Raw genomic sequence first — 4,190 nt, forward strand, 5'->3', positions numbered from 1 at the left:
ATCACGCTGAAGGAATTTGAATAAAGAAGGCCTGTTTTTGACGGAACAAAGTGATTCTTTACAAACATAGTAGAATTTAAAAATGTAAACAAATATTTTAAAGGCTTTTCTTTGGAGCATATCGATTTGCAAGTAAAACAAGGTCAAATAACAGGTTTCGTAGGGGCAAATGGAGCAGGAAAATCAACCACCATGAAGTTAATAATGAATCTTTTGCAACCAGATTCAGGTGAAATAAAGGTATTTGGAAAGGGTTATGCTAAGCATGGAAAGGAAATCAAGGAACGCATAGGATTTGTCTATGATAGTAATGTCTTTTATGAAAGCTTAAATCTAAAAGATATTCGGAAAATCATTGGTCCAGCCTATAAAAATTGGAGTGACAATCAATTTTATGATTATATCAAGAAGTTTGAACTCCCGTTAACTAAAGCAATAAAAACCTTTTCAAAAGGAATGCTAATGAAAACTTCTTTAGCAATGGCTCTATCTCATGAAGCTGAATTTATTATGATGGATGAACCGACAGCCGGATTGGACCCCGTTTTCCGAAGAGAACTGTTGGATATCTTAAAAGAACTGATGGCTGATGGAAGGCGGACTATCCTCTTTTCCACTCATATAACCAGTGATTTAGAGCGGATTGCAGACAATATTACTTTCCTTCATAATGGAAAGATTCTCTTCAATGAGTCGATAAGTGATATACAGGAGCGTTATGCGCTAGTCAAAGGAAATGCCAATCTACTCGATCACGACATTGAAAAAAGTTTTATGAGTATCGAACATTCTTCGACTGAATTTCAAGCAATAACAAATAATGCAGAAGAAGTAAGAAGATTATTAGGAGATCAAGTAGTTATGGAGGAAGCCTCCTTAGAGGATATTATGTTTTATACGAAAGGAGCCAGCCAATATGTTTAACTTGATAAAAAAAGATTTCGTTATACAAAAATCACAAATAATACTTTTTATTCCATTCATTATATTTTTCGCGATTTTCGGAGATCATATGAGTCCAGCCTTCATTTTTTTGTTGGCGGGCGCCTATATACCGTTGAATGGATATATTTATGATGAACAGGTAGAGTCTAATATCCTTCTTAATTCTTTGCCATATACGAGAAAAGAGATCGTTTCCGCAAAATACATCGGTGGCATTGCATACATGACTTTATCAATAGGTGTAGCTAGTATCATTCTATATATATTTAATTATGGCTTTATGATTAAAGATATAACCATCGCTATGGGATTATTCTTCGTCTTTTCTGCATTTGCATTTCCGATGTTTTATATATTAAAACCCGGTTATATAGGCGTAGCAGTTTTAGTCGGAATGATAATTTCAGCAGTTGTTCTGCCACCCCTTATCCGATTCCTGGCAAAACATCTCACAACTATTACAGATTTTCTTACAAGCTTATCAACAACAGCACTTTACCTTAGTGGCGCAGCGCTTTCTATTATTCTTTATCTAACCTCTTGGATGGTCAGCCAATTTATTTATCAGCGGAAGGTGTTTTAAGTTAAATCTTATTACGCACTATACAAGCAGTCCCCTATATTTTAAGACAAATAAGAGAATCCATTTTGAAACCTTTAGTCAAAATGGATTCTTTTCGTATTAATATCATCTACCATAAAAGTTTAGAGGATTATTGCTTGGATAAATCACCAACTTGGCTCAATTGCAGAACTATCGAAAAATAGCCACGTAACTTAATTGTATCAAACTTTATTATAAATATCGCACTTTAACCAAGACAGAAATCTCTCCCCACTATCCAAAGTCTGTCTTATGTTCCGTTAAGTACTGTTCCTGAGCATCCGCAATATTTCTTGATTATTGATTGACTTTTTATAAGAAAACGTTCAAACTAAAAACAAGAATGTATGTTCGTTATTCAAGTTGCATTTATACTGCTTTTTAAGGTCTTTATTTTAAGTTATATACAAAAACCATGCTTAGACATCGTCTAAAGCATGGTAATTATTTAAACTAATATCAAACTGCTATATATGTTGAATTTAAAAGGTTCTGATTCCCTCTCTATAGGGTATTAAGTAAAAAAGTCCAATCGAGAGGATGAGAACAATGAGCCAAACCCAACCGGAAGCTTCACTTGTCAAGGAAGCTATGAAGAAAACTAATGATCGACGTATGTTTGAACGATACCAGGTCATCCACCTTTACCTCAAAGGATATAAACAGAAGGATATTTCCGATATTGTCCTTCGTTCCACTAAGACGGTTTCTTCATATATCCAAATCTATCGGAGTGAAGGGTTGGATGGGCTTGAGATGGGCCAATCCCCGGGCGCCCCAAGAAAATTGACTGAACAGCAGGAGCATGAGCTCATCCAGATCATCGCTTATCAAACACCACATGATGTGGGTTATGATAACCACTATAACTGGACGCTTTCCATCATGGTTGATTTCATCGAAAGGGAATGGGGTCAAACCTATACGCTTCGTGGAGTTTCAAGGCTCCTTGAAGATCTTGGGCTCAGTTATACCAGGCCTACTTACACCTTAAAAAAGGCGGACCCGAAAAAACAGGAAGAATTCAAGAACGAAACCTTTCCGTCACTAAAAAAAAGCTTTTGAACGAAGAGATCGATCATCTCTTATTCGAAGACGAATCCATGATCAGGGATTACCAAGCTATCCAGAGATCCTGGTTCCTAAAGGGCTGCCAAAGACTCATTCCTACTTACGGACAACACCGGGGAGCCAAACTGCTGGGCACCCTGAATTACGAAACCGGAGAGGTCTTTGTGTCCGAGGCCGAACATTATGACGCCGAAGTCTTTCTTGAATTCCTGAAGCTTATTTTGAAAAAATATCCCACTGGAAAGATTGTCATGATATTGGATAATGCAAGAATCCACCATGCCAAGTTGATTCAGCCTTTCTTGGAAGAGAATCAAGACCGACTTGAACTGGTCTTTCTTCCGCCGTACAGTCCTGAGTTAAACTTGATTGAAGGGCTTTGGAAATGGATGAAAGAAACTATTATTAATAATGTCTTCTATGCCAAAGTTCAGGAAATCAGGATCAATGTAAGAAAGTTTGTTTTAGACATCAACACAAGGACGGACGAAGTCATAGACCGTCTTTGCGTTAAGATGTAAATCTTTAATTCAACTTATATAAGTTGATTTTTTTAGTTCATCTACTTATTGAATTCATTAACTGGAAGAAGTATTCAGGTTTATAAGTCTTATTTAGGTTATACCATGAATGCAATGTATCTGGTGCAAATACATCTAATTTCTTCATTACTTCCATTGCAAATTCCAGAGGAGCTACTCCTGATGCAGTAATCAAATTCTCGCCAGACACTACAGGTTCCATCTCATAAAATTTTTCTCCCTTATAATTAGGACAGACCATTTTAATATACTCTAAGTCATTGCTTGTATGCTTTCTAGAATCTAGATATCCAACATTCGCTAGTCCCTCAGTTGCACCACAAATTGCAGCAACAATAGTGCCAAGCTTTAAAGCCTCGCCAATTTTTTTCAAAATAGGTTGATGAATATCTTCTCCCCAAGTATTCCCTCCAGGTAAAATTATAAGATCCGTACCCTCAAGAGTACACTCATCAAGGGAAATATCTGGTTTTATGCTCAGTCCTCCCATTGTATTAATAATTTCTTTATTAGCTCCTACTGTAATTACTTTTAAAGGTGCTAAATCTTTTTTGAAATATCTTCCTGAGTTTAGTTCAGCAATTAAATATCCATATTCCCAGTCCGACATTGTATTAAATACATAAAGAAAAACTTTTTTTGTTTGCATCCAATAACACTCCAATCACATTTAATATAGCCAAATATAACATAACTTCCCTGACACCTAGCGTCAGGGAAGTTATCAAATTTGATGAAATTTTATTAATTCCGACAAAACTTCAATCAGTCTTTTCTTAAGACTGATTGGCTCAATAACTCGAATAGATTTACCGTACGGTAAAAGTAAATAAGGTACATATGTATGTATCATATCTTTCTCAAGGAGAAATACTGCTTGATTTGAAGTCCACTCTTGTAAATAATGTCCTAAAAACCAATGTTGGCAAATATCTCCCAATGCCCTTTTATCTCCATTAATAATCAACCTGAATTACGAAAGTAAAATCTAGTAACTAAATACAAAAAGGGCTCCAGCCTTTGGTATA

General features: G+C 35.8%; 4 protein-coding genes and 1 pseudogene. 3 read left to right on the forward strand and 2 right to left on the reverse strand.

Annotated features, from left to right (window positions below; translation table 11 throughout):
• Positions 1–66: 66 nt before the first annotated feature.
• The 3 genes from FS666_RS18785 (at position 67) to FS666_RS18795 (ending at position 3,141) form a co-directional block, all read left to right on the forward strand.
• Positions 67–924, forward strand: a complete 858-nt coding sequence (locus tag FS666_RS18785) for an ABC transporter ATP-binding protein (RefSeq protein WP_144463736.1) — start codon at positions 67–69, stop codon at positions 922–924.
• Positions 917–1,528 (forward strand): ABC-2 transporter permease, encoded by a 612-nt coding sequence (locus FS666_RS18790; protein ID WP_144463737.1) that lies wholly within the window; start codon positions 917–919, stop codon positions 1,526–1,528. Before FS666_RS18785 ends, FS666_RS18790 begins: the two co-directional genes overlap by 8 nt.
• Before the next feature lie 570 nt (positions 1,529–2,098).
• Positions 2,099–3,141, forward strand: a protein-coding gene (locus FS666_RS18795) for an IS630 family transposase (RefSeq protein ID WP_260842239.1) whose coding sequence is annotated in 2 segments (ribosomal slippage) — positions 2,099–2,599 and positions 2,602–3,141 — 1,041 coding nt in all. Because the reading frame shifts where the segments join, the coding sequence is not laid out codon by codon here.
• A 37-nt stretch (positions 3,142–3,178) separates the two neighbouring features.
• Here FS666_RS18795 and FS666_RS18800 read toward each other — a convergent pair.
• Positions 3,179–3,811: a type 1 glutamine amidotransferase family protein gene (locus FS666_RS18800; RefSeq protein ID WP_144463738.1), complete on the reverse strand. Its 633-nt coding sequence runs from the start codon at positions 3,809–3,811 to the stop codon at positions 3,179–3,181.
• A gap of 75 nt (positions 3,812–3,886) precedes the next feature.
• A pseudogene (locus tag FS666_RS18805) lies at positions 3,887–4,129 on the reverse strand (DNA-binding transcriptional regulator); the annotation flags it as partial.
• Positions 4,130–4,190: the final 61 nt, after the last annotated feature.

The organism is Siminovitchia fortis (genome assembly GCF_007681465.1).
GTDB lineage: Bacteria > Bacillota > Bacilli > Bacillales > Bacillaceae_C > Siminovitchia > Siminovitchia fortis.

Excerpts from the sequence above, each read along its gene's own strand:
- FS666_RS18790 (WP_144463737.1), top strand. The coding sequence starts at position 917 with ATGTTTAACTTGATAAAAAAAGATTTCGTTATACAAAAATCACAAATA.
- FS666_RS18800 (WP_144463738.1), bottom strand. The coding sequence starts at position 3,811 with ATGCAAACAAAAAAAGTTTTTCTTTATGTATTTAATACAATGTCGGAC.